Raw genomic sequence first — 21,185 nt, forward strand, 5'->3', positions numbered from 1 at the left:
AGGAGAGCCATGACTGAACGAGGAAAAAACAGGGTTGTGGTTCTGAGCTTTTTTCTGGTGCTCTGGGGATTTTTTGCGGCCTCCCTAATACTCAAGGATGAAGCCCTTTCGGTAAGCGAACGCCGGAAGCTGGCCGGCTTTCCCGAGCTTAGCGTCCAAAGTGTATTCTCAGGTGAGTTAGCGAAGGAACTGGAGGAGTACCTGCTGGATCAGTTCCCGGCCCGGGATGATTTTCGCAGGCTTAAGGCCCATTTTTCTTTGGATATTCTAAGGAAAAAAGAGAACAACGGTATTTATCTTGTCGGGGATGGGGTGTACAAACTGGAATATCCCCTCAATGAAGGACAAGTATCCCTTGGGGCTCAGAAAATCAATGATCTGTACGACAAGTATCTTACCGGGATGAAGGTTTATTATGGGGTTATTCCGGACAAGAGCTATTACGTGGCTGAAGAGAACAAAATCCTGGCCATGGACTATGCCAAAATGCGGGAAAAACTAAGCCTTGAGATTGATCACACTATCAAAGAGATCGAGCTTTTTGACTGCTTGAAGGCGGAGGATTATTACCGGACAGACCCCCATTGGCGTCAGGAGAACCTTGGCCAGGTAGTGGCCCGGCTTGCCGGAAGTATGGGGGTGGATCTCCCTCCCTTGGCCGGCTATGACCGTTCATCTTTTGCTCCTTTCTATGGAGCTTATTACGGGCAGTCGGCCCTTAGCCCAAAGCCCGATGAGATCATCTATCTTCAGAGTGAGACCATCGCCAACTCCACTCTATATAACCTGGAAAAGAATAGAGTGACTCCCCTTTACACTTTAGAGGCAGCCGGCGGGATGGATGCCTATGATCTGTTCCTGTCGGGAGCATCGGCATTTTTAGTGCTGGAAAACAAGAAGGAACCCAGTGGCCGAGAGCTGATTATTTTTCGGGATTCCTTTGCCAGCAGTCTTGCTCCTCTTTTATTGGAAGGGTACTCGAAGATTACCTTGATTGATTTGCGGTATATGGACAGCAAGCTTTTGCCCCAGTTCATCACCTTTACCGATCAGGATGTTCTGTTTTTATACAGTACATTGGTCTTTAACCATAGCGCCATGCTGCGCTGAGATCAAAAAAGCTTTGGAGCTAATCATTAGCTCCAAAGCAAAAAATGCATTTGTTAGTACGGATTAAGAATTAGGGAACTTGTTTAGTGTATACTAAATGAGCCGGGAGTATTTCCATTTTTTAATAAGGGGTATACCAGAGACAAACTGCTTTATCCATGATATAAAATAAGTAGCTTCCGGAGCCGGATACTGAAGTTAAACTATCGCTCTATTTGTTGCGGAATTCACTTATTATTCCATTCCAAAAGCAGTTTTGCAACTTTTTCCTCGACGAGATTATTGCCAATGGATTCTTCGTCAGGGAATTGTTTATAAAAAGCAGTTTGATCCGCCGCTAAATTTAATAAACGTTTTTTCTCTTCCTGAATCTCATCATCAGTGACGCCGATAGTTTCCAAGTGTGCTATTTCATCTAAAATCAATTTGCGTAAAATGGTTTTTTCGGTAAGAATCTTACAATCTTCATAAAAATACTCATCATCTTCAGACAGAAGGGAGGGCATCATGGATAGGTTTTCTGAGGATATTATACTTTGGCGGGTTTTAACCAAGATATCTTCATACACTTTTTTAAATTCTTCTTCATCAAATTCGTATTCGGAGTAGGCTAGGATTTCTTCGAAAATCATCTCGAGCTTACTTTCGGCAATGACCTGGCTCCAGTTATCGGCGATGATGCCGCGCAGATTGTTCTTAAGCTCTTCCATACTGGAGACCGCAGGATCAATCAGTCTGGCAATTTCGTCAGAAGATTCCAGTTGTTGGCTATGGTTGATTACCTCCAAAACATCGGCGTCGAAGGTCACAGTTTTACCGCTTATCCGCTCCAAAGGGGCGCTTTCAGGAAAGAGGATGTCCATCTTAAAACTATCTCCAGCTTTGCAGTGGATGACATTTTTAAATTGTTCCAGCATAGAGGGATCTCCTACTGTATATTTAAAGTTTGATTTGGCCAGTTCGGGTACAAATATGCCGTCACAAACGGGATTAAGGTTTATGATGACTTCATCCCCGATCTCGGCGAGCTTATTTTTTTTAGACCATTCATTCAGTAGTTTTAAGGTGGACTCAATAACAGCCCGATTCAAATCATCCTCAGTAAATTCAGGGAGTGGCTTTAATTTTAGTTCCTTATATGGACCAATGAGAAATTTGTGCATGGTAAAGTTCATCCTTTCACAAAATAACTGTTTGTCAAGCGTTCCAAATGAGATTATAGCATTCTTTATGATCCAAAATGTTAATGTGCAATAAGTTTAACTGTATAGTCAATATTCAACTATAGAGATAAAAAAGGGGATGGCTAAAATGTCTGCTGAAGGTTTGGACAAGGATTTCTGTGGAGCAATTATTCCGGATAGTTTTTTCCCAATCGAAAAACTACGCAATTATACAGATATGGGGATTATTAGGGAGTTTGCAAAAGGTAGTGCCATAATAATGCCTGGGGAAGATACCACCAGTATGATTTTTTTAATGGATGGAAAAATAAAATTAGATATAATTTTTGAAGATGGAAGTGAAAAACTTCTTTATTATGCCGGCAGCAATTCTCTTATCGGGAGATTATACCCCACGGGAAATAATATTTATGCCACAGCTATGGAACAGACAAGGACATGCTGGTTTTCCGAAGAATGTTTGAGAGTTATTTTTCGCACCGATGAAGATATGATATTTGAAATATTTAAAAACTACCTTACCAAAGTGGCTTACTATGCGAGACAGGTAGCCGAGATCAATACTTATAACCCAACGATCAGAATTTTAAGATTGTTTTATGAGCTTTGCTCTTCCCAGGGAAAACGGGTGGGGGATACCTATGAAATTACGATGCCCTTATCCCAGAAGAGTATTGGGGAAATTACCGGAGCCCATCATGTGACCGTATCCAAAGTCCTGGCTTGTCTTAAAAAGGAAAATATTTTAGACAAGAAAAAGAATAAATTCATTGTTTATAATCTTGAGGAGCTTAAGCATCTCTCCGAACAAACGTCCTACTATTAGGATCATGCTTCCGATAAAATATCTCATCTGAAGTTAGTGCACTCTAAAGATCATCTCTTTTTTATGTATTAAAATTTAAGGGGATCATCTAAATCAAAGGCAGAGGAGGAATTTAAAGTGTCGAACATTACCATTTTCCGAGAAATCATGCTAAAACAGATTATTACTGAAGAGGGCAAAGAAACCAGTCGGAAAGAATTAAGAGAGCAATTGGTGGCTTTAAACAATCAACAGATCGAGTTTGAAGATAAAAAGAAAAAAACACTGACGGAGTTTTCCCTGAAGGGAGCGGATGGGGCTCAATTGGACAGAATCCGCCAAAAATTTGATGCTGAGGCTTCTGATTTTCATGTCCGACGGGATGAGCTCAGAATGAATATGGATGCCCTGGAGGAACTGGTCGTCGGGGAGGAAGTAGTCATTGGTTCGGTAGAAGGGCCCTATGACTTAAAGGTTGGAGACACTCTGGATGGGGCAGTTAATGCAGAAATCATTTTAAAAGACGGCGTGGTAGTGGAGATAAGACAATGAGTGTACGTAAAGCATTAGTATCCGGCGTGGATCAGGTCGCGGATATGGTCAAATTGACCCTTGGACCTCGGGGCAAGAACATTGTCATTGAGCGAAGAGGCGCGTATCCTCTGATTACCAGGGATGGGGTAACCGTCGCTAAATATATAAGCTTATCCGACGCTCAGGAGAATCTGGGAGCGAAGCTCTGCAAGGAAGCCGCCGCCCAGACCAACGATTTGGTAGGGGATGGGACTACGACCTCTATTGTCCTGGCTCAAGCCATGGCCAAGGGGGGACTTTCCCTCGTGGAAGCCGGTTTGGACCCGATGCAGTTTAAAAAGGGGATTGAAAGAGCTGTCGACTATGCTGTAGCAGAAATCCAGAGGCTGAGTGTTCCCGTGACGGTCCCCGACGGGGTCTGTCAAGTGGCTTCCGTTTCTTCGAAAAGCACCCCTGTTGGGGAGTTGATCGCTCAGGCTATGGCCAAAGTGGGACCGGATGGCACTATTTCCGTGGAAGAATCCATAGAGCGCCATACTTATGTCGAAGTGACCGAGGGCTTGGAACTGAACAGCGGGTATATGTCCTCCTATTTCCTGAACGAGGGGGAGGAACTGATGGTCAGTCTGGAAAACCCCTATATTTTAATCACGGATTATACTCTGAAGGAGATCTCCGAGGTGAAACGGACTCTAAATTGGTGCGCCTGGGAGAAACGCCCCCTTTTAATCATCGCAGGGAACATGACGAAAGATGTCCTGGGGATGTTGATTGCTCATAATAAGGCCAACCAGGAAAAGGTCGTCGTCGTTAAGACTCCAAGTCATGGCGATGATCGCCAGGGTATTATGGAAGATCTGGCCATAGTCACCGGAGGCTCGGTAATCACCAAAAAACTGGGCATGGTTCTTAAAAATATTGAAAAACCAATGCTGGGTAAGTCCCAGAAAGTTGTCGTTACACGCTATAAGACGACTATTTTAGGCGGGGCGGGAACGGCTGAAGGCATTCAGGAACAAGTAAGGAAATTGAAAGTCATTCTCGGGCAAACCTCCGATTCTGAGGAAGGGGCTCAATTAAAACAGCGTATCTCCGCTCTTGCCGGGGGAATTGCGGTGATCCGCGTCGGCGCCGATACACACATCGCTCTGAAGGAACTCAAAGACCGGGTTATCGATGCTGTGCATGCGGCAAAGGCAGCGGTTGAAAGCGGCGTTGTGCCCGGGGGAGGCACGGTCTTTATCAGGGCGGCCCAGGCTCTGGATAAGGTTCCGGTGTCCACAGACTATGAAAAAGCGGGGATCAAGCTGGTCCAAAGGGCCTTGGAAGCTCCTTTGCAGCAAATAGTGAGCAATTCAGGGGGCAATGGCAAAAAGATTGTGGCCATGACGAAAACCCTGGGCTATGACATGGGTTATGACGCTCTGTCCGGAAAATTCGTGGACTGGGCAGCGGCGGGAATAGTCGACCCGGCCAAGGTCTCCGTTACGGCCCTTCGCAATGCTATGGGCATTGCTTCCATCCTTTTGACTACGGAAGGGAAGATTGAGAAATTCAGATAAAAGTTAATACGCACTAATACTTGTGTATGTATTCCTTATTACAATGTACCCGTAACTACTTTTTAATTGCCTTACAAAGGGAGGTGGAAAAGTTATGGGTACATTTTTAATTTTTATCGCGGGTGTATTATTCTTAGCTGCTATTCTCTTTATTAAACCAAGGGCAAAAAAGGCCGAAATGTGGAAAACCGTGCTTAATTGGGTTTTATTTGTCCTTTGGTACGGTGTGACCTGGATGGGGGTTTCCTATATCTACCTTAATGCTAAGGCCGGTCATGTTAAGGCCACAAGTACCGCAGTGTTTGTGTTTTTAGGGATATCAGTAGTACTAGGTTTTATCTTAGCCCGTTTATTAGGATTTATTAACATGAAGAAAACAAATAGTAGAAATGCAGTGGAAGCTTAAGGGGAGAAAAGAATGGAAAACAATGAACAAAGGCAGCAAACAGGCATGAACCGCAGAAGCTTTCTGAAAGTTGGGGCTGCAGCAACTACCATGGGAGTCATCGGAGCGATCAAGGCTCCGGCCAAGGTCGCCAATGCCGCTGAAACAATGAACTATGTCCCGGGACCCACCAATGCACGCTCTAAACTTCGCCCGGTACATGATTTTGCAGGAGCAAAAGTTCGCTTTGTTGAGAACAACGACGAGTGGCTGGGCACTACCAAAATCATTTCCAAGGTAAAAAAGACTTCCGAAGCCGATGCCGGCTTTATGCAAGCGGTCAGAGGTTTATACGGTCCTGATCCCCAAAGAGGTTTCTTCCAATTTATCGCTAAGCATCCTTTTGGAGGAACTATCAGCTGGGCGCGTAACCTCATAGCTGCGGAGGATGTGGTAGATGGTGATGCCGAACCGACGAAGACTCCCATCCCGGACCCGGAGCAAATGTCTCAGCATATCAGAGACTGCTGCTATTTCTTACGGGCGGACGAAGTAGGGATCGGCAAGATGCCGGAGTATGGCTATTATACTCATCATGTTTCCGATACAGTCGGACTCATGAGCAAACCTGTTGAAGAATGTGTGACACCGGTTACCAAAATTTATCCTAACGTTATCGTGGTTATGATCGATCAGGGTATTGAGACCATGTGGGCATCCACAGGATACGACGGTATCAGTGGAGCGATGTCTATGCAAAGTTACTTTACCAGTGGCTGCATTGCCGTCATTATGGCCAAATATATCAGAACCCTTGGTTACAATGCGCGAGCTCATCACGCTAAAAACTACGAGGCCATCATGCCTGTCTGCATCATGGCGGCAGGTCTGGGAGAATTGTCACGTACGGGAGACTGCGCGATCCATCCCCGTTTGGGATACCGCCATAAAGTAGCCGCAGTAACGACCGATTTGCCCCTTGCTCCTGATAAACCCATTGATTTCGGTCTTCTGGACTTCTGCCGGGTATGCAAAAAATGCGCCGACAATTGTCCAAACGACGCGATTACCTTTGATGAAGATCCCATTGAATATAACGGATACCTGCGTTGGAACAGTGACTTTAAGAAATGCACAGAGTTCCGTACCACCAATGAAGAAGGGTCCTCTTGCGGTACCTGCCTGAAAGTCTGCCCCTGGAACTCCAAGGAAGATTCCTGGTTCCATAAAGCAGGGGTTTGGGTTGGCAGCAAGGGTGAAGCTGCTTCCACCTTCCTTAAATCCATTGATGATATCTTTGGCTATGGTACAGAGACCATTGAAAAATACAAATGGTGGCTGGAGTGGCCTGAAAAGTATCCCTTGAAACCCATGTAATAAAAATAAAAGTTTAAGCGGTGAGTTTTATACTTACCGCTTAGCCCCTTTATTACCTAAGGCAGATAATCGTTTTCCGGAAAGGTTAGATGAGACATGAGAAACATGAGAAAATATATAACACTCATTGCAGTGGTCATCCTTGTTGTGACAGCGGTATTTGCGAAACATGCCGATAAAATGGATGCCAATCTGGTCGAGGGATACTACCGGGAACTGGTTTCAGATGCTGCCGGCTTTGAATCCATCAATGACCGGACGGCAAAAGCAATCGGGCAAGATGGCTCTGTTAGCGCATATCTGGGAATAGATAGCAATATTGGTTATGGCGGCCCTCTTCTCGTGGGTACAGTCCTTTCACCAGATGGAAAGTTTAAGGATATCGTAATTTTAGAACATAAGGAAACCCCTTCCTATATTAATAAAATTACCAAGGCCGGATTTTTCCGTCAGTTCGAAAAAAAGCAAGTCGGAGATTCATTGGCTTTCAATTATGATGTCGACGGAGTGTCCGGGGCAACCCTTTCCACCCGTGCCATAGCCTCAAGTGTCCAAAGTGTGGCTCATACCATTGCCTTGGAAGAGTTAAAGATTACGCCCAAGAAAGCTGAGGTAAAGTGGAACATCGGCCTACATGAAATTGTGATCGCATTACTCTTTGTCTTATCCTATTTTATGCCTAAATTTAAACAGTTAGCAAGATTTAGATTTCCGTTTTTGCTGCTTAGTGTTGTCATTTTAGGGTTCTGGCTTAACAGATCATTGTCCATGGGACAGATCAGTGCTCTGTTTCTGGGGTACTTTCCGGTACCCGGCGAAAACCTTTTGTGGTATATCATTTTGATCGGTGCTTTCGCGCCGGCTTTAGTTACCGGCAAAAATCTATACTGCACTTATGTATGTCCTTTCTGCGGGTTACAGGAAACCACTCATAAAATAAGCCGAATCAATCTTTCGATGGGAAAATATATGAAGTGGATTCGTTTAGGTAAAGAAGTCATCTTATTCCTGGTTCTTTTCCTGGCTTTCCTGGCCCTTAATCCTTCTGTATCCAGTTTTGAACCCTTTGGAACGATTTTCGGGTTAAATGGTTCAAGCTATCAGTGGTATCTGCTTTTTGTCATCTTGCTCTCCAGTTTCTTCATTCGCCGGTTTTGGTGCCATGCCTTTTGCCCGGTCGGCACCATTCTTGACAAAGCGGCAGGACTTTCCCGTAAAGTTAAAAACAGTGTAACGGGTATCATCACTACGAAAAAAACGGTGGGTGTTAAGCATGGAAAATAAAGCAACAAAATTAGACAAAACGGCTCTGTCGATTCTGGCTTCCTATGGTTTAATCGCGATCTTTGTTTTTCTGGTGATACTAGAGGCATGGAATTCCTAATGCTGAGTTAAGGGAGAATGAATATGAGCACAACCATGCTTTCCGGCGAGAAAGCGCGAAGAGCATTAACCGAAGGAATCGAGCAGCTGGCCTCATGTGTCAAAGTAACCTTAGGGCCAAAGGGGAGAAATGTGGTTTTGGGTCCTTATATCGGCATGCCCAAAATAACCAATGACGGAGTGAGTATCGCCAAACATATCTCCCTGGCCAACCCTTTTCAAAACCTGGGGTGTGGCATCATAAAAGAGGCGTCGGAAAAAACCAATGACAGAGTTGGAGACGGAACCACCACTGCGGTTGTACTTGCTCAGGCCATGGTCCTGGAAGGGATGAAAAATATTGCAGCAGGCGCTGACCAGGCTTCATTAATTCAAGGGATGGAAAAAGGGGCGGAGATCGTTGCCGACGCCCTTAAAGCAAGGGCCATCAGAGTTTCCGATCCAACCGAAGTGTCCCGGGTGGCAACGATCGCGGCTGGAGATAAGGATATCGGAAACCTGATAGCCGATGCTGTGCAAAGAGTCGGGTTGAACGGGATCATCAAAGTAGAAGAAGGAAAGACTCAGAACACATTCTTTGAAGTGCTGGAAGGAATCCGTTTCGATAAAGGTTGTTTTACTCCGAAAGTTGTCAGCTCCTGGGATAATAAAACCGAAGTGCTGGAAGACCCTTATATCATGGTTACGGACCGTAAAATAAGCTATATCTATGAAATCTTTGACGTGCTGGAAGTAGCTGTTAAGACGCAAAAGCCTTTGGTGATCCTAGCTGAGGACATTTCGATCGATGTACTTGCTCTCCTGCTGACGAACAAAAAAAAGAAAACCATGAATGTTGTGGCGATTCAAACCCCGGGTTACGGGGAAAGACGCCAGGAGTATTTACAGGATATTGCAGCGATCACCGGGGCGGTAGCAGTCTCCGAAGAGAGCATACTGCAACTGGAAGACGTCCAGGAGGAGCACTTGGGGCGGGCCAGGCGGATTATCGTGGATAATAATAGGACCACGATTATGGGCGGTTTAGGGGACAAGGAAAAAATCGCCGCCCGGGCCGCCGAGGTGGGTAAAGAATTCGAATCCCGTTTACCGGGCTGGCGCAAGGAAAAGCTTCAGGAAAGACTGGGCTGGCTGCAGGGCGGCATAGCGCTGATCAAAGTCGGGGCTCCGACCATGCTGGAATTAAAGGAGAAAAAAGACAGGATTGATGATGCCGTCAACGCAGTTCAAGCGGCTATTAAAGAAGGTTTTGTCCTGGGCGGGGGAATGGCCCTGCTAAGGGCTAGTGAGTCCTTAGCTCAAGTCAAGTCGGAAGAGCCGGACGAAGACGTCGGTCTGCGGATTATTCAAAGGGCCCTGGAAGAGCCCTTGCGGCAAATTGCCTACAATGCCGGGCATGACGGGGATGTTATTCTGGATGAAGTCAGAGAATTGCCCGAGAATTGGGGCTATAATGCGGCAGAAGACCAATGTGTGAATATGCTGGAGGCCGGGATTATTGATCCGGTACAGGTGACCTGCACCGCCTTAAGAAATGCCGTCTCGATTGCCACATTGGTTATCGGTACAGGAGGATTAATCGTCGAGCAGGACTCAGGGCCACGAATTTATAAGTTAGATGATCATGATCAATAAGAAACCGAGGCGCAGCCTTGGTTTTTTTCTTTTGCGAGTGTTCAATCCCGCCCCTGATCACTTTCTTCGAGACAAACCAGGACCTTTTTCACATACCGCCGGGACCAATGGATCAGGGTTTATACATGATATAACTTAGCGTAAATTGAAGGGTCTTAGTGGGTGTAGTATAGTTGAATAGTGTAAAAAAAGAATAAATATGGATTTGGGAGGGAAAAGGTAGTGAAACTATCCACAAAATTAATCTTGAGCTATACCGGTCTTATTTTCCTTATGTCCATTATTGTCGGGGCGGTTTATTATCAGATGGTTAATGTGAGCACCGTTTCCCAGAGTGTAGCGGAGTACCGGGTAAAGGTTCAAAATACTGCTCAGGATATTTCGTTGCAGTTTGTAAAGCAAACAGCGGCTCAGCGAGGTTATTTCACCTCGGGCAGTGAGAAATTTCGTAACGATCTCAATGAGGCCATCGATAAAGCCAACCATGATTTGGAGATTCTCCAAGGTATGATCACGGAAGAGGATCGGGATAAGCTTGATGCTGTCGTTCAGGCCATGTCTGAATTCGCTCCTCACCAAGCTAAAATGATCCAGCTCTTCGAGACCCAAGGTTCAGAGGCCGCGAACCAATATGGCGTGAATACGGCAGCCCCAGTCAATGCTGCCACCACAAAGGCTCTCGAGACCTTCATTGCTTATCAGACCGATCAATTGGTGCTGGAAGAATTAAAAATCAATACATTGATAAATCAACTTCTCCGCACCATCCTGATGATTCTCATTGCCGCGATTCTGATTTCCATAACCGTCACCATCCTGATCATTCGCTCGGTCAAAAAATCCATCCATAAAGGTCAGGTTGTAGCTGAGGCACTTTCCGCGGGGGATTTCACCATCGAAGCTCAAGGAGGGCGGGATGAGATAGGGCAGCTCGTCGGTCACCTTGATGGGGCCATGAAGAATCTAAAGAATCTCATCGGTAAAACGGTGAATGTGACCCAGCAGGTCAATCTGGCTACCAGTGAGTGTGTGAATGCCATATCAGGTATTTCAGCCAGTTCCGAAGAGATGGCTGCTTCCACTGAAGAAGTATCAGCCGGTTTTGAAGAAATCGCAGCGACAGCTGAAGAAATCTCCGCTTCCAATGAAGAGCTCAATCGCACTATAAAGGACTTAGGTCAAAGAGCCGCTGAAGGAAACCATCAATCCATGGAGATTAGAAAACGGGCCAACGAGCTTAAGGAACAAGCGATCCAAGCCCAAACCCGTTCAGCAGACATTTATGAAAAAGAAAGAATCAGTCTGGAGCAATCCATTGAGGACTCAAAGGTCGTTCTGAAGATTGCTGAGCTTACTCAAGGTATCTCGGCCATTGCCGATCAGACCAATCTGTTGGCGCTGAATGCAGCCATTGAAGCAGCCCGCGCCGGGGAAAATGGCCGGGGATTCGCCGTCGTAGCTGAAGAGGTACGCAAACTGGCGGAGCAATCCTCCCAAACCGTCAAGGAGATTGAAGACCTTGTGGGTAAAGTGATTGGAGCCCATGAGGACTTATCCCAGGGAGCGCTGGGTAATCTGCAGTTTATTAATGAGGTGGTCGTACCCGATTACAACCGATTGGTAGAGACAGGGAATCAGTATTTGCATGATGCCGAAACAGTGTATAATCTAACCAGTGATTTTGCCACAACCTTGGCAAGTTTATCCGAAATGGTCAGCTCCGTGACCGCAGCCATGGATAATGTCACCGTGACCATTACCCAAGGTGCGGCAGGAGCTACTCAAGTAGCAAGTGCGGCTACTGGAATTTCCTCTGAGCTAATACGGCTTAGCAATACCATGGATGCCCTCAATCATCATTCCGAGGATTTAACCAAGACAGTCAATGCTAATTTTACGCTCTAAATCTTTTCCTTACAGCCGATCATTAAGTCTCCAGCAAGAGAAAAGGACGTGCCCGATAAGGGCACGTTTTTCTCTTCTTTATTTGGAGGGAATAATGAGAAATTTTGAACTAAATCCAAAATTAGAACTTTTACATTAAGTATGTTATTTTTATCACTAATGCATTACAATAAAGGCATAAATATTTTGTTTTATATGATGGAAAGTGGTTTTAGAATGTGAAACAACAGCTGATGCAAAATTGCTGTAAAAAAAACCGTACTGGAGGAGAATTAGAACATGGAAAGAATCGACGGTATTCTGGAAAAGTATCGCTGCTCACAAGAAAATCTAATTCAAATCATGCTTGAGCTTCAAGCCCTTTCGGGGAAAAACTACCTGCCTAAAGAATGGGTGGAGTATGTGGCCGATGCCCTTGAATTACCCCTGAATAAAGTCTTCGGAGTGATTACCTTCTATGCCATGTTTAGCACGGAACCTCGTGGAAAGTATCTCATAGAAGTTTGTAAAAGCGGCCCCTGTCATGTTACCGGCTCAGAAACTATTGAGCAGCTGCTGGAAGAGGAGCTTGGAATTAAGTGTAGTGAAACCACTCAGGACGGTTTATTTACCATAGAACGAGCCAGTTGCTTTGGGGCCTGCGATATCTCCCCTGCCATAAAAATCGGCGCAAAAACTTATGGCAATTTAACCCGGAATTCCCTCAAAGAGATCATTCGTTCTTACAGGGAGGAGGCTTAAGCTATGAAAACTATGCAAATTCTCAGCTCGCGCTTTGATAGAATACAAGCGGATTCGGTGGAGGAATATAGGGCTGCAGGCGGTTATGAAGGACTGAAAAAAGCCATCACCATGAAGCCGGAAGATATCATTGAAGAAATTAAGACAGCTCAACTGTTTGGACGGGGGGGTGCTGCCTATCCGACGGGAATTAAATGGGAGCAGGCTTATGCCATTCCACTGGAAAAAGGCCTGAAATACATGGTCTGTAATGCCGACGAAGGTGAACCCGGTACCTTTAAGGATCGGTACATTATGGACAAAGATCCACTGATGCTGATCGAAGGCATGACCATCGGTGCCTATATTTTTGGTGCTCAGGAAGGGTTTATTTACTGCCGGGGAGAATATTCCGCGATTCAGAAAATCTTGAGAAAGGCCATTGAGAATGCTAAAGAAGCCGGTTTCCTTGGGGAAAACATCTTAGGTACCGGATTGAATTTTGATATTCAAGTGATCTCGGGAGCAGGGGCTTATGTTTGCGGGGAAAATACCGCCTTGGTGGAGTCCATTGAAGGAAAAACCGGGCGCCCGCGGCGCAAACCACCCTATATAAAAAATGCCGGCTTAAATATGAAGCCCACGGTGCTGAATAATGTGGAAACCTTCGCTTGCATACCCTGGATTGTTAAAGAGGGTGGGGAAAAGTTTTTGTCTATGGGCACAGAATTCAGCGGCGGGACCAAACTCATGTGTCTCTCCGGCAATGTGGTTCACCGGGGAGTTTATGAAGTTCCCTTTGGAACCACCTTCCGGGAACTGATTGAGGATCTGGGCGGCGGTATCGCCCAGGGCCGTAAACTGAAATTTGTCCATTTAGGCGGCTCCAGCGGTTCTTGCTTTCCCGGGAGTTTGCTGGATACGAAGATTTGCTATAAGGACTTAAGGGATCATGGCTTATCTCTTGGTTCAGGAGCAGTACTGGTTGTTGACGATACTCATTGTGTGGTGGATTACCTCAAGGCCGTCATGGAGTTTTTTGAAGAGGAATCCTGCGGAAAATGCACTCCTTGCCGGGAAGGAAACCAAAGAATGGTGGAGATCCTGGAAAAGCTGGGGGAAGGCCGGGCAACGATGGAAGATCTCCAGCGTCTTAAGAGCTTAGCCCAAACCATGAAAAACACCAGCTTTTGCGGTTTAGGGCAGAGTGCTCCAGTCCCTGTTACCACATTACTCAAACATTTTACCGATGAATTCGAAGCTCATGTTCAAGGTCAATGTCCAAGCGGAAAATGCAGCATGCATGGAGCAAGGGGGTAAATAGGGTGGATAAGATTAACTTAAAGATTGACGGAATTCAGGTATCCGTTCCTAAAGGAACGACCATCTTACAAGCTGCCAAGGAATATAAAGTCAATATCCCGACCCTTTGCTTTATGCAAGGAGTCCATGAACCAGGCTCTTGCCGCATCTGTGTAGTAGAAGTTGAAGGATGGAGAGGCCTTCAGCCTGCCTGTGTCACGAAGGTCGAGGAAGGAATCGTGGTGAAGACCGCCGGCAAGCTCGTCAGGGAAACCCGCAAAGAGCTTCTGGAGCTTATTTTAGCTAACCACAACCGGGAATGCTTATCCTGTGCGAGAAATCAGAAGTGTGAACTCCAGAAGCTTGCCGAGGACTTCGGCGTAAGCTCTGTTTCTTATGAGAAAAAAGCTGCCCGTGCGGAGATGGATGAGTGGGGACCGATCGTCAGAGACTCCAGCAAATGCATACTGTGCGGTCGCTGCGTCAGTATATGTTCCAATACCCAAAAGGTCAATGCCATAGAAATAGCCCAGAGGGGCGCCCATACTACAGTGACCACTCCCTACGAGGAAGCCCTTTCCGGCCGCAGCTGCATTAACTGTGGACAATGTATTAAGATTTGCCCGGTAGGAGCTCTCCAGGAGAGGGACGATTCGGATAAAGTGTGGAGCGCCTTGGAAGATCCTGAACTCCATGTGGTGGTGCAGACAGCTCCAGCCGTGCGGGTAGCCTTGGGCGAAGAGTTCGGCCTGCCGGTGGGAATCAATGTCCGGGGAAAAATGGTGACCGCCCTGAGACGTTTGGGTTTTGACAAAGTTTTTGATACCACCTTTAGTGCCGACCTGACCATTATGGAGGAAGGGACAGAACTTCTTCAGCGGATTCAGCAAGGAGGCAAACTCCCTCTGATTACATCCTGCTCTCCAGGCTGGGTGAAATTCTGTGAGCATAACTTTACAGATTTTCTCGATAATCTATCCAGCTGCAAATCCCCTCAGCAGATGTTCGGGGCTGTGGCTAAGTCATACTATCCGCAGAAAGCTGGTCTTGATCCCAAGAAAATCTTTGTAGTCTCTGTTATGCCTTGTACTGCCAAGAAGTACGAAGCAGATCGGGAAGAGATGATGGTTCAGGGCCGCAAAGATGTAGATGCGGTGATCACTACACGGGAACTGGCCAAAATGATTAAACAAGCGGGAATCAATTTTAATGACTTAGAAGATAGCGAATATGATGAGCTTTTAGGTACATCCACCGGCGCTGGGGTCATCTTTGCCAATACGGGAGGAGTCATGGAGGCTGCCCTGCGGACGGTGGCGGATATTCTGACAGGACAAGATTTAGAAGCCATTGAATATAGTGCGGTTCGAGGATTTGAAGGCATTAAAGAGGCAACAGTGCATATCGATGGCTTGGAGATTAAAGCCGCTGTTGTCCATGGTACAGGCAACGCTGCCCAGCTTTTGGATCGGATTCGCGAGGGTACTGCGAACTATCATTTTATTGAAGTGATGGGGTGCCCGGGAGGATGCATCAATGGCGGCGGCCAACCGATTCTTATGGATAAGTCCAGGACCCAGGAAGTCAACCGGTTAAGAGCAGCCGGCATTTATGCCCTGGACCGCCAGGCTGTCAAACGGAAATCCCATGAAAACCCTGAGATAAAAAAGATCTACGAAGAGTATCTGGAAAAACCAGGAAGTCATAGATCCCATGAGCTGCTGCATACTCATTATGTTGCACGGAGTTAGTTCAATAAGGTAAGAAGTAGGTAGGAAGTCGATATAAAAAGATACTCCGCACTATCGATGTAAGATAGTCGGAGTACCTTTTTTTATTCCAGCAGCTCTGCGTGATCAAACCAATTTCCTATGACCCGGGGGCTTACAACTTGGCATAATTTCTCAAGATAGTGTTCTTTCTTATCGACCACAATCCATTCCTTGGATCCCTGGCAAAATATAATCCGTCCGGTTTGTGAACTGGAGGGGAGGTCCGAATTTTCTTTGGAGATAAAAGAGATGATGTCGTTGCAGTAGATCTTTTTACGAGGTTCCTCATGGTCCCAAAACCCTGTAAACGCCATAATCTCTATGCCATAACAAGTCACCACATCTTCTTCCCAATCATGTTCATAATGGTTGGACAGACAATTCAGCCGATAGTGTATGCCGTCTTCTGTAATATGAACGGGATAAACAGTATGTCCTATGTTCTGCAAAGATCTGGGCAGCCATAAATCCTGATTATAGATCAGGTTCTTCTCTCTTTTGTCGTAGGCACGAAACTCCGGTATACTCATAAAAATTCCCTCCCTACTACTAAAACCTTTTTCTAAATTCAGTATAATCCCAAATGACTAATTCGTCTATATATTCCTTCAATTCTTGAAATAAGCACTCTGAACTAAAGGAGTGCAGGGAAGGAGGTTATGATTGCATGCCAACTAGTTCGAAAATTTGGAATATTATAATAATTAGGTTGACGTACCCCTTTTCCCGTATTAATATAAATTTAACATATTAAAACTATTACCAGATATTTAAATAAATTGTCCATAAGAGTTTCATTATTTAAGTCTGCTGGCTATAAAGTGCACGAATTGACTCAATAGTCAAAATGCCCTAGCATTCAAAGCACTTGAGATGAGGAGTCCGGAGTCCAAAATTTCAAGGTGAAGTACGCCTCGAAATTGTGACCAGATATTAGTTTCGATCATAAAACTTTGGAGGAGGTGAAGAACTATCGGGCTAATTTACAGATAGTCTTGTCCTCTTGGGAAGAGTTATTAGACAGAATTGCGGAGGGAAATATTGAGGAGAAAAGAGGTTAGAGCATGAGCAATGAGGTAAGTTTAAGAAGAACAGAATCGGGTTCTTACCATTTTCTGATTCGTCGTGTCCATTCTCTTTTGGGGCTGTTGCCCATCGGTATCTTTCTAATATTCCATATGTTTTTAAACCTTTCTGCACGTTTCGGTCCGGAGCAATACGATAAGGTGATCCAGACCATGCAGAGTGTTCCAGGAATTTTCCTGATTGAGATAATCGTGATCTTTGTTCCGATTATTTTTCATGCTGTTTATGGCAGCTGGGTGGTTTACACCGGTCAAAGCAATGTCCTGCGCTATCAATACGCACGGAACTGGTTCTATATTATCCAGCGGATTTCCGGTATTTATACCTTGATTTTCGTGATCATTCATGTTTTGGCTCTTCGCTTTGGGGAAGCCAACTTTGCAGGAATGCAAAATGCCATCGCCAATCCCTGGGGGCTTATTTTTTATGTGCTTGGAATTGTCCTGGCCATCTTCCACTTTACCAACGGCCTATGGGCTTTCGCCATCACCTGGGGTATTACTGTGGGTCCCAGGGCACAGCAGATCTGGACCTATGCATGTTTTGCTGTCTTTGTTCTCATGACTGTTATTGGGCTTCTTGATCTGACCTCCTTTATGTAAAAAGAAAGTTTCCTCGATAGATTTTCATAGTGGAACAAAAGTGAGAGGTGAAGAAGATGAGCAGAGTCATCGTGGTAGGCGGAGGACTGGCGGGTCTGATGGCTGCCATTAAGATAGCTGAAGAAGGAACACCGGTGGATTTATTCTCTTTGGTACCGGTGAAGCGCTCCCATTCCGTATGCGCTCAAGGAGGAATCAACGGAGCGGTCAACACAAAAGGTGAGGGAGACTCACCTTGGGAGCATTTCGATGATTCGGTCTATGGAGGGGATTTTCTGGCCAATCAGCCCCCAGTCAAAGCTATGTGTGATGCGGCACCGGGCATTATTCATCTCATGGACCGCATGGGGGTTATGTTTAACCGGACACCGGAAGGGCTTTTGGATTTCCGGCGTTTCGGCGGGACCAAGCACCACCGTACCGCCTTTGCCGGAGCCACCACAGGGCAGCAGCTTCTCTATGCCCTGGATGAGCAAGTCCGTCGTTTTGAAGTGGCCGGATTAGTAACAAAATATGAAGGTTGGGAGATGCTCTCTGCTGTTATTGATGAGGGCGTTTGCAAGGGAATAGTCGCCCAGAACCTTTACGATATGGGCATTAACAGCTTTCCCGCCGATGCCGTCATCGTGGCTGCCGGAGGGTGCGGCATGATCTTCGGCAAGAGCACCAACTCCACCATTAATACAGGCTCGGTGGCCTCAGCCCTCTACCAGCAAGGGGTCAAATATGCCAACGGTGAGTTTATCCAGATTCACCCTACGGCTATCCCGGGAGAAGATAAGCTGCGGCTCATGTCCGAGTCGGCCCGTGGTGAGGGTGGGCGGGTCTGGACCTATAAGGAGGGCAAGCCTTGGTATTTCTTAGAAGAGATGTACCCGGCCTATGGAAACCTGGTCCCTCGGGATATTGCCACCCGGGCCATCTATCATGTGGTCTTTGATTTGGGGCTGGGGGTTAACGGTGAAAACATGGTCTATTTGGATCTCTCCCATAAGGATCCCCATGAACTCCAGGTCAAGCTGGGGGGAATTCTTGAGATCTATGAGAAATTTGTCGGGGATGACCCCAAAAAGGTTCCCATGCGGATTTTCCCGGCGGTTCACTATTCCATGGGCGGAATGTGGGTGGATTATGAGCAAATGACCAATATCCCAGGATTGTTTGCCGCCGGGGAGTGTGAATATCAATACCATGGGGCCAACCGCTTAGGGGCCAATTCCTTGCTCTCGGCCATTTATGGCGGGATGATCGCCGGTCCCAGGTCCCTGGAGTACATTAAGAAAAACAACTTGAAGACCCCCGGTGGGGAAGAGGAAGCCTTTGCCCGTGAACGAAAAGTCCAGGAGGAGCTCTGGAGCAGGATTCTCAATATGAAGGGTGAGGAAAATCCCTACCACATTTATAAAGAACTGGGTGATATTATGACTCAAAATGTCACCGTTATCCGCTATAATAACAAACTGACTGAGACGGATCAAAAGATCCAGGAGCTTATAGAGCGTTGGCAGAGGATCAAACTCATTGATGATGTCCATTGGAGCAATCAGACAGCCCTCTTTATCCGGCAGCTTTGGAATATGCTGGAGCTGGCCCGTGTCATTACCCTGGGGGCCCTTAATCGCAATGAAAGCCGAGGAGCCCATTATAAGCCCGACTATCCGGAGCGGGATGATGCGAATTGGCTGAAGACCACCATTGCCACCTACACACCTGAGGGTCCGCGGTTCAGTTATGAACCTGTGGATGTATCACTCATCACGCCCAGACAGCGGCGTTATGATGTAGAGAAATAGGAGGGATATTCATGTCAGGGCAAAAGATTGTTCGTTTAAAAGTCCGTCGCCAAAATGCTCCGGATCAACCTGCCTTCTGGGAAGAGTTTGCAGTAGTTTATAGTCCCAAAATGAATATCATTTCCTGCTTGATGGAAATTCAAAAGAACCCCGTCAATGCCCAGGGAAAAGCGACCAATCCCGTGGTTTGGGAATGCAACTGTCTTGAAGAAGTCTGCGGTGCCTGTACCATGAATATTAACGGCCAAGCCAGGCAGGCCTGCTCAGCCTTGGTGGATCATTTGGAGCAGCCCATTGTCCTGGAGCCACTCCGGAAATTCCCCATCCTCCGGGATCTTATGGTGGATAGAACCATGATGTTTGAGAATTTAAAGAGGGTCCATGCCTGGATTGATATCGACGGGACCTATGATCTGGGTCCCGGACCCCGTATGGCTGAAGTAGATAGACTATGGGCGTACGAGCTTTCCAAATGCATGACCTGTGGATGCTGCATGGAATCCTGCCCTCAGGTTAATTCCCGTTCCCGATTTATTGGTCCGGCCGCCGTTTCCCAGGCTCGCCTTTTCAATACTCATCCCTCAGGAGCTATGCATAAGCATATTCGTCTATCCGCTCTCATGGGTGATGGAGGGATCACCGACTGCGGCAACGCCCAAAACTGTGTACGGGCCTGTCCCAAGGAGGTTCCCTTGACCACCAGTCTTGCCGATATAAATAGAGAGGTCAATAAATTCGCTTTGAAGAGATGGCTGAATAGCTGAAGAAAATGGAAAACAAGCAAATTTTTTATTGCAATCTGCCAATTCAGGTGTTAACATTGAGTTGTAACAACTTATAATAAAATAAAAAGTTGTCAGATTGCGAACTGAATGTTTGTAGTCAAGGCTGAATTTCCCAAAAAGGAAAACGGGGGAACCATAATGGGGGTGAATCACTTTTTAGGAGTTAAACTTCTTGAAGTGACGGAAAGGTATCATTCCGAACCCGGCAGCTAACCTCGTAAGCGTGTGAACCGTTTTAGTGTTTTTTATGCTAAATCAATAGCCAATGTTATGCGCTGCTTCTTCTTGGGCCTGTTCAGGCCCTTTTTCTATGCCTTTTTGCGGATTTCAGCCGGTAAAAAAGGAGGAAGTTGAATGAAAAAGTTACCACTGCTCAAGACTCTGCTGGTGGGGATGCTGGCCTTTAGTGTCTTTGCCTTGGGAGGGTGTGGCTCGACCAAGACAAACGATGGCGGGATGAGTACCCTGGAGAAGGCTAAGGAGAAAGGGGCCGTCACCGTTGGCTTTGCTAATGAAAAACCTTACGCCTACAAAACTGCCGACGGAAAACTCACCGGTGAAGCGGTTGAAATCGCCCGGGCCATCTTAAAAGAGCTGGGGATTAATGAAATGCAGGGGGAGCTTACGGAATTTGCTTCTTTGATTCCCGGTCTCCAGGCCAAACGTTTCGACATGGTTACCGCCGGAATGTTTATTACGCCTGAACGGGCTGAACAGGTGTCCTTTGCCAATCCCGAATACAGCATTGGGGAAGCCATCGCCGTCAAAAAGGGAAATCCTCTCGACTTACATAGCTATGAAGATATCGCCAAGCATGGAACAGCTAAAGTCGCTTTACCTGGAGGGGCCATTGAGTATGATTACCTGGTAGCCAGTGGTGTCCCCAAGGATAGAATTGTGACTGTTCCGGATATGCCGGCAGCTTTGGCGGCATTGCAAGCCGGGCGGGCAGATGTGATTACCGCCACCGGCCCCTCGGTTCAGGCTACCTTGGATACAGCCGCTGATCCCAATCTGGAGCGGGTCATGGACTTCACTCAGCCGGTTATCAATGGTAAAAATGTCAAGGGTTATGGAGCAACCGCATTCCGTCATGAAGACAGTGATTTTCGGGAGGCTTTCAATGCCGAATTGCAAAAGCTGAAAGAATCCGGTGAACTGCAGAAGATCCTTGAATCCTTTGGCTTTACAGAGCAAGAGCTTCCAGGGGACGCGACTGTAGAAGACATTATTAAGTAGGAAGTG

At 46.4% G+C, this 21,185-nt stretch carries 18 protein-coding genes and 1 riboswitch; of the genes, 16 read left to right on the forward strand and 2 right to left on the reverse strand.

Annotated features, from left to right (window positions below; all coding sequences use genetic code 11):
• The first annotated feature begins 9 nt into the window (after positions 1-9).
• The gene (locus DESDE_RS02935; RefSeq protein WP_014792546.1) at positions 10-1,110 is read left to right on the forward strand and encodes a DHHW family protein; all 1,101 of its coding nucleotides are present in this window, start codon (positions 10-12) and stop codon (positions 1,108-1,110) included.
• Positions 1,111-1,337: 227 nt separating this feature from the next.
• Here DESDE_RS02935 and DESDE_RS02940 read toward each other — a convergent pair whose 3' ends face one another.
• Positions 1,338-2,273 (reverse strand): trigger factor, encoded by a 936-nt coding sequence (locus DESDE_RS02940; RefSeq protein WP_014792547.1) that lies wholly within the window; start codon positions 2,271-2,273, stop codon positions 1,338-1,340.
• A 148-nt stretch (positions 2,274-2,421) separates the two neighbouring features.
• Here DESDE_RS02940 and DESDE_RS02945 point away from each other — a divergent pair, with 148 nt between their 5' ends.
• The 11 genes from DESDE_RS02945 to DESDE_RS02995 all read left to right on the forward strand — a co-directional run bounded on the left by DESDE_RS02945 (position 2,422) and on the right by DESDE_RS02995 (position 15,653).
• The gene (locus DESDE_RS02945; RefSeq protein ID WP_014792548.1) at positions 2,422-3,120 is read left to right on the forward strand and encodes a Crp/Fnr family transcriptional regulator; all 699 of its coding nucleotides are present in this window, start codon (positions 2,422-2,424) and stop codon (positions 3,118-3,120) included.
• Positions 3,121-3,237: 117 nt separating this feature from the next.
• A complete protein-coding gene (locus DESDE_RS02950; protein ID WP_014792549.1) occupies positions 3,238-3,651 on the forward strand; it encodes a YlqD family protein in 414 nt (137 codons plus the stop codon).
• The gene (locus DESDE_RS02955) at positions 3,648-5,195 is read left to right on the forward strand and encodes an Hsp60 family chaperonin (protein ID WP_014792550.1); all 1,548 of its coding nucleotides are present in this window, start codon (positions 3,648-3,650) and stop codon (positions 5,193-5,195) included. Before DESDE_RS02950 ends, DESDE_RS02955 begins: the two co-directional genes overlap by 4 nt.
• Positions 5,196-5,289: 94 nt before the next feature.
• Positions 5,290-5,601 carry a hypothetical protein gene (locus tag DESDE_RS02960; RefSeq protein WP_014792551.1) on the forward strand — a complete coding sequence of 104 codons (312 nt, stop codon included), beginning with the start codon at positions 5,290-5,292 and terminating at the stop codon, positions 5,599-5,601.
• 12 nt (positions 5,602-5,613) lie between these two features.
• Complete coding sequence (locus tag DESDE_RS02965) at positions 5,614-6,957, forward strand: reductive dehalogenase (protein WP_014792552.1); 1,344 nt, start codon at positions 5,614-5,616, stop codon at positions 6,955-6,957.
• A gap of 105 nt (positions 6,958-7,062) precedes the next feature.
• Positions 7,063-8,241, forward strand: a complete 1,179-nt coding sequence (locus DESDE_RS02970; protein WP_019849418.1) for a 4Fe-4S binding protein — start codon at positions 7,063-7,065, stop codon at positions 8,239-8,241.
• Between the two features lie 123 nt (positions 8,242-8,364).
• Positions 8,365-9,975 carry a chaperonin GroEL gene (gene groL, locus DESDE_RS02975; protein ID WP_014792555.1) on the forward strand — a complete coding sequence of 537 codons (1,611 nt, stop codon included), beginning with the start codon at positions 8,365-8,367 and terminating at the stop codon, positions 9,973-9,975.
• 222 nt (positions 9,976-10,197) lie between these two features.
• Positions 10,198-11,880, forward strand: coding sequence for a methyl-accepting chemotaxis protein (locus tag DESDE_RS02980; protein ID WP_014792556.1), 1,683 nt, complete (start codon positions 10,198-10,200; stop codon positions 11,878-11,880).
• Between the two features lie 279 nt (positions 11,881-12,159).
• Entirely contained in the window at positions 12,160-12,621 is a 462-nt protein-coding gene (locus tag DESDE_RS02985) for an NADH-quinone oxidoreductase subunit NuoE family protein (protein ID WP_014792557.1), read from the forward strand.
• Between the two features lie 3 nt (positions 12,622-12,624).
• Positions 12,625-13,920, forward strand: coding sequence for a complex I 51 kDa subunit family protein (locus DESDE_RS02990; protein ID WP_014792558.1), 1,296 nt, complete (start codon positions 12,625-12,627; stop codon positions 13,918-13,920).
• Positions 13,921-13,925: 5 nt separating this feature from the next.
• On the forward strand, positions 13,926-15,653 hold the full coding sequence (locus DESDE_RS02995) for an NADH-dependent [FeFe] hydrogenase, group A6 (protein WP_014792559.1): 1,728 nt from the start codon (positions 13,926-13,928) through the stop codon (positions 15,651-15,653).
• 83 nt (positions 15,654-15,736) lie between these two features.
• Here the strand turns inward: DESDE_RS02995 and DESDE_RS03000 are convergent, their stop codons facing one another.
• Positions 15,737-16,204: a YopX family protein gene (locus DESDE_RS03000; RefSeq protein WP_014792560.1), complete on the reverse strand. Its 468-nt coding sequence runs from the start codon at positions 16,202-16,204 to the stop codon at positions 15,737-15,739.
• Between the two features lie 534 nt (positions 16,205-16,738).
• Here DESDE_RS03000 and DESDE_RS03005 point away from each other — a divergent pair.
• From DESDE_RS03005 to ehuB, 4 genes are all read left to right on the forward strand, one after another.
• Positions 16,739-17,362, forward strand: coding sequence for a succinate dehydrogenase cytochrome b558 subunit (locus tag DESDE_RS03005; RefSeq protein ID WP_014792561.1), 624 nt, complete (start codon positions 16,739-16,741; stop codon positions 17,360-17,362).
• A gap of 56 nt (positions 17,363-17,418) precedes the next feature.
• Positions 17,419-19,155, forward strand: a complete 1,737-nt coding sequence (sdhA, locus tag DESDE_RS03010; protein ID WP_014792562.1) for a succinate dehydrogenase flavoprotein subunit — start codon at positions 17,419-17,421, stop codon at positions 19,153-19,155.
• A gap of 11 nt (positions 19,156-19,166) precedes the next feature.
• Positions 19,167-19,919 (forward strand): succinate dehydrogenase iron-sulfur subunit, encoded by a 753-nt coding sequence (gene sdhB, locus DESDE_RS03015; RefSeq protein ID WP_014792563.1) that lies wholly within the window; start codon positions 19,167-19,169, stop codon positions 19,917-19,919.
• Between the two features lie 112 nt (positions 19,920-20,031).
• A riboswitch (cyclic di-AMP (ydaO/yuaA leader) is annotated at positions 20,032-20,178 on the forward strand.
• 116 nt (positions 20,179-20,294) lie between these two features.
• Positions 20,295-21,179: an ectoine/hydroxyectoine ABC transporter substrate-binding protein EhuB gene (ehuB, locus tag DESDE_RS03020; protein ID WP_014792564.1), complete on the forward strand. Its 885-nt coding sequence runs from the start codon at positions 20,295-20,297 to the stop codon at positions 21,177-21,179.
• The last annotated feature ends 6 nt before the right edge of the window (positions 21,180-21,185 follow it).

Origin of the sequence: Desulfitobacterium dehalogenans ATCC 51507 (assembly GCF_000243155.2) — a bacterium.
Lineage (GTDB): Bacteria > Bacillota > Desulfitobacteriia > Desulfitobacteriales > Desulfitobacteriaceae > Desulfitobacterium > Desulfitobacterium dehalogenans.

Excerpts from the sequence above, each read along its gene's own strand:
- DESDE_RS02935 (WP_014792546.1), top strand. The coding sequence starts at position 10 with ATGACTGAACGAGGAAAAAACAGGGTTGTGGTTCTGAGCTTTTTTCTG.
- DESDE_RS02940 (WP_014792547.1), bottom strand. The coding sequence starts at position 2,273 with ATGCACAAATTTCTCATTGGTCCATATAAGGAACTAAAATTAAAGCCA.
- DESDE_RS02945 (WP_014792548.1), top strand. The coding sequence starts at position 2,422 with ATGTCTGCTGAAGGTTTGGACAAGGATTTCTGTGGAGCAATTATTCCG.
- DESDE_RS02955 (WP_014792550.1), top strand. The coding sequence starts at position 3,648 with ATGAGTGTACGTAAAGCATTAGTATCCGGCGTGGATCAGGTCGCGGAT.
- DESDE_RS02960 (WP_014792551.1), top strand. The coding sequence starts at position 5,290 with ATGGGTACATTTTTAATTTTTATCGCGGGTGTATTATTCTTAGCTGCT.
- DESDE_RS02965 (WP_014792552.1), top strand. The coding sequence starts at position 5,614 with ATGGAAAACAATGAACAAAGGCAGCAAACAGGCATGAACCGCAGAAGC.
- DESDE_RS02970 (WP_019849418.1), top strand. The coding sequence starts at position 7,063 with ATGAGAAAATATATAACACTCATTGCAGTGGTCATCCTTGTTGTGACA.
- groL (WP_014792555.1), top strand. The coding sequence starts at position 8,365 with ATGAGCACAACCATGCTTTCCGGCGAGAAAGCGCGAAGAGCATTAACC.
- DESDE_RS02985 (WP_014792557.1), top strand. The coding sequence starts at position 12,160 with ATGGAAAGAATCGACGGTATTCTGGAAAAGTATCGCTGCTCACAAGAA.
- DESDE_RS02990 (WP_014792558.1), top strand. The coding sequence starts at position 12,625 with ATGAAAACTATGCAAATTCTCAGCTCGCGCTTTGATAGAATACAAGCG.
- DESDE_RS03000 (WP_014792560.1), bottom strand. The coding sequence starts at position 16,204 with ATGAGTATACCGGAGTTTCGTGCCTACGACAAAAGAGAGAAGAACCTG.
- DESDE_RS03005 (WP_014792561.1), top strand. The coding sequence starts at position 16,739 with ATGAGCAATGAGGTAAGTTTAAGAAGAACAGAATCGGGTTCTTACCAT.
- sdhA (WP_014792562.1), top strand. The coding sequence starts at position 17,419 with ATGAGCAGAGTCATCGTGGTAGGCGGAGGACTGGCGGGTCTGATGGCT.
- sdhB (WP_014792563.1), top strand. The coding sequence starts at position 19,167 with ATGTCAGGGCAAAAGATTGTTCGTTTAAAAGTCCGTCGCCAAAATGCT.
- ehuB (WP_014792564.1), top strand. The coding sequence starts at position 20,295 with ATGAAAAAGTTACCACTGCTCAAGACTCTGCTGGTGGGGATGCTGGCC.